We start from the raw sequence: 3,854 nt of genomic DNA, 5'->3' as shown, positions 1-3,854 counted from the left end.
CCTGGAAAAAGGGTTGCGGGTTGCACCAAGTAAAAAAATCCCGGCAAATTGCCCCAGGCGCCCACACGGGGGTGCGGACCCTGAAACCATTCACCAATAAAATAAATAAATTGGTATCAACAAACTTGGCACACTATTGAGTTCTCAAACAACAGACGCTTCCAACTTCCACGACCCGGACTGACGTTTCCTGCCGGCGCTTCGCTCTGGAGCAACTTGTCTACCTTACCCCACCGCGTGTCCCGACGCAAATCCACCGTTTCCGGCCCGACCTGGTCTAGCATGCGATTCCCGCCGTCATTCTCCGGCGCACAAAGGCAACCGGGAAAAACTGGAGGGGGGTTTGGTAGAGATTTCGGACGCCCGGCGATTCCTCCAGCGGCTTTCCCGCTGTGTCCCTCGCGGCGACTTAGAAAACTATACACACCATTCCCCACCACCGCAAATCGGGCCCTCTCTTCGTTAAAAACCGCGGGATAGAAGCCCGGAAGCGGCCCTTGGGGGCGGTTTTGACCACCGGAACCCCAAAAGTGACATTGTGACCCCGGCGACACCTTAGATGGCCAATGCGGCCTGATGCTCAAATGGCACCTTGCTTCAGTCGCGGTGGCGAGCTGTTGAACAGAAGAGCGTCACCCGGGGATGGACCGCATTCCCTCTACGAGAGATGTGGTCGAGCGTCAGTGCATGAAGGGATCTATTTCAACGGGCGTGCGCAAGGCAAGGCCCGGATTTGCAGTCACATGATTCGCCCGAACGCAATGCCTCGGCGAACTTGCGGCCTGGTTCCGGGTCAACTCTGAAACGTTCGGCATAGAGTTCATGGCTCTCGGCCTACCACCCATGTGCACTCGCCTCGGTTAGATGCTCACCACGAAGATACGGATCAAGTCGCATGAGATAGCTTTCCCACCCCGCTGCAGTCTGCACTGCAAGTGGAAGCTCATCGAAGACTAGGACGAAGGCAGACCTGCAACCGTCTCCCACATCCGCAAGCGCAAAGCTTTGCAATTGGCCGGCATATGTCCAGGCCAAGTGATGCGGCGCATCAACTTCGGTCACCTCAAGCAGGGCTCCTCCTGATTCGAAGGTCTCCCCGCTTCCGGGTCCAGTCAACTGCTCCGGTGAACCATCGCCAAAGTTCATCGGCTACGCTGAGCGTCCGCCAGACACTCTCGACTGTATGATCCACGTTGAGCTCGAATCGAAGGCATACCCGACCGTCAAACATTTCCAGGGTCCCGTGGATGGCGGGTCCTCCCTCAGTGGCATTCCCCGGCTTCTGGTTGGTCAAGGTTATCCATCAAGAAGGTCCACGTATTTGCAATGCTGCATTCAAAGCGCTTGATAAAGGTCTGCCTCACGTGTTCCACGCCAGGGGTAGTTTGGGCACGGACGCGAGGAGACTTCATATGCTGGCTGCAGTTGTTCAACAAGTGGGGCTCCCGTCACTACATCCTGCCGCACGAGAATGCGTGCAGCAAGGCATCTTCATGCACAACGGCGATCTCAAGATCCTGTCCGAAAGCCTTGGAGCACTTCAACCCACATTATTGTTCTCTTGGCTCAGGGATGTGCCAAGGAGTACGGCAACCCCTGGAATCGCATATGCCAGAGCGTCTCAATCCCGCTGGTTGTGCGACCGTTTCCCACTGCAGACCGGTGCATGCGTAGCGAAGATCCGACGTTCGTGGAACTGGGTGCAAGGCCATCGCAAGCTGTCGAGTCGACGAATCGTTCGAGCCGGCGGAGTTGCTGGCATTCCACGCACGATATCGACCGTCGCGAATACTAAATATCCAGGAGCTGCATTTTGCTTGCTACAGGTGTTCGTCCACACGAACGAGGAGCCCATCGGGTTTACCGCTGTAACCATGAACAGGTTGTTCAAACGCTTGCCAGCGGAATGGTTGCCCGCTACCAATGCCCGAGCAACAGAGGAGGCAGCGACTCGGTCCGCCATATGGCAGGCACCGTATGCATCAAGCGTCAGGACTTTCGCCACAACAGCTTAAGCGGATTAATGAAACGCGGTGAGATCCAGCTTCCGGCTTCAATCCTGTGCGCCTTCCAGGATCAGCGCGGCTCTGGCATCGTCCAATCCGATGAGCGGTTCCATCCATGAGCCACTAACCGCAATCGCTCCCTCGCGGATATTTTCGAGAAGGGGCGAGAATGAGAATCAAGCGGCAGCTTCGAGCCAAAACGCCAGTAGCCGACGTCGTTGATCTCCACTGATGCCAGACAGCAAGACAAGCGCCCGATCCGCTGACACTGAAGGGATGGGCCAACTGGCCCTGCTTAGGTTCTGTCCGGCAGGCCAAGGCCTCAGGGTAACGCACCCGGGCAGACACACTTCTATAGGCTCTTATGGGCCCAAGTGTCATCCGGAACCGAGGTCTGGATTCAGGCTCTCGCCTGTTAAACATCGGAACCCCCGAACAATTATGTTCAGGGGTTCCGGGACGTTATGTCCGGCGGTGACCTACTCTCCCACACCCTCCCGAGTGCAGTACCATCGGCGCAGTGGGTCTTAGCTTCCGGGTTCGGTATGGGACCGGGCGTTTCCCCCACGCTATGACCGCCGTAACTCTATTACCGCGCATTCCTTATTCAGGAACGCTGGTGGCTTTTATCGAGTCACAACAAGTGCTGTGGTTCTTCATAAATAACTATAGCGGAACGATGGGCTCCGCGCGAACGAATAGCCGCCTATTGGCCGGTGAGGGCAGTCACAGCCACGTTTTCCTGGTCCGAGATGCTTCTCCAAACCAATGGATATCGATTCATAGCCCGGGGACTCATAGAGCTTGCGGGCGCCGACGTCGTACCCGAAGACGTTTGGGCAAGTTCAATGGCCCCGGCTCATCTCGCCTCGTGCTCGGCCAGCAGCATGGCATCTCGTCCGTATCCCCTGCGTTGGAACGGCTCACAGATTTCTACATCCCAAACCCACCATTTGCCGGCACGGTCATTGGTTTGCGGGCCGACCCAGAGCTAACCAACTGCATCGTCATCGGCAACGACGTTGAACACCAATTGATTCTCTCGGTGCCGGCCATTGGGGGTATTTCTGCGCCAAGCTTGTGTCTGCAGCCGCTTTCGCATCCGACGGTGACTCGCCGGCGGTCATTCGACTAACGATGTACTTAGCTTTAATCGGGGCGATCCATTCAGGCATCTCCTCGATTTGCAGTGGCGACAGGTTCGCGTGCATGGCTTCAGTCCTTGCAGCTGCGCATGGTCCAGGCAATATGCATCAGCGCGGACCAGTCATTTCAAGCGACGAAGCCCAGCAAGTCGTTAACCATCCGACTATGAAAATCGCTTCAGATTCGAAACTTCAATGGGCAGGAGTCAAGCAATGGATCGCAGAGGTATCCCGGAACCGCAGTGATGATCGGTGTCTGCCGGTCCCGCCAGAACACCTGGCACGGCACAATACGACGTCCGCCATCAACGGCTTTGGCCATGAAGGTGGCTTGCGAGACGTCCGGCCCGGTGCCCTGGTTCCTGCGGGCCCGGCCTGCGGGCCCGGCCTGCGGGCCCGGCCTGCGGTGCCGGTTCTTAAGCGGGTGCGGCCCCCGGCGGGTGCCGGGGGCCGGGAACGGGCGTTAAGCATCGGAACCCCCAAGCCACAGGCTTGGGGGTTCCGGGACAGGGTGTCCGGCGGTGACCTACTCTCCCACACCCTCCCGAGTGCAGTACCATCGGCGCGGTGGGTCTTAGCTTCCGGGTTCGGTATGGGACCGGGCGTTTCCCCCACGCTATGACCGCCGTAACTCTAGCCACGCACTGCCCGGACAGGGTCCGGGGGCGTGAAAAATGGGTTACGACCACAATAGTGGTTGTTG

The 3,854-nt window shown here is 57.9% G+C and carries 1 protein-coding gene and 2 rRNA genes; 1 reads left to right on the top strand and 2 read right to left on the bottom strand.

What is annotated here, in order from left to right:
• Nucleotides 1–2,472: 2,472 nt before the first annotated feature.
• A 5S ribosomal RNA gene (rrf, locus tag BLJ79_RS22120) occupies nt 2,473–2,589 on the bottom strand.
• Between the two features lie 252 nt (nt 2,590–2,841).
• Between rrf (BLJ79_RS22120) and BLJ79_RS23185 the strand changes: the two genes are divergently transcribed.
• Entirely contained in the window at nt 2,842–3,141 is a 300-nt protein-coding gene (locus BLJ79_RS23185) for a hypothetical protein (protein ID WP_139195025.1), read from the top strand.
• A 523-nt stretch (nt 3,142–3,664) separates the two neighbouring features.
• Here the strand turns inward: BLJ79_RS23185 and rrf (BLJ79_RS22115) are convergent.
• Nucleotides 3,665–3,781: ribosomal RNA gene (gene rrf / locus BLJ79_RS22115) — 5S ribosomal RNA — on the bottom strand.
• Between the last annotated feature and the right edge of the window lie 73 nt (nt 3,782–3,854).

Source organism: Arthrobacter sp. UCD-GKA, from assembly GCF_001863355.1.
Classification (GTDB): domain Bacteria; phylum Actinomycetota; class Actinomycetes; order Actinomycetales; family Micrococcaceae; genus Paeniglutamicibacter.
Note: the sequence above shows the minus strand (reverse complement) of the source record. Positions and strands in the feature narration are given on the sequence as shown.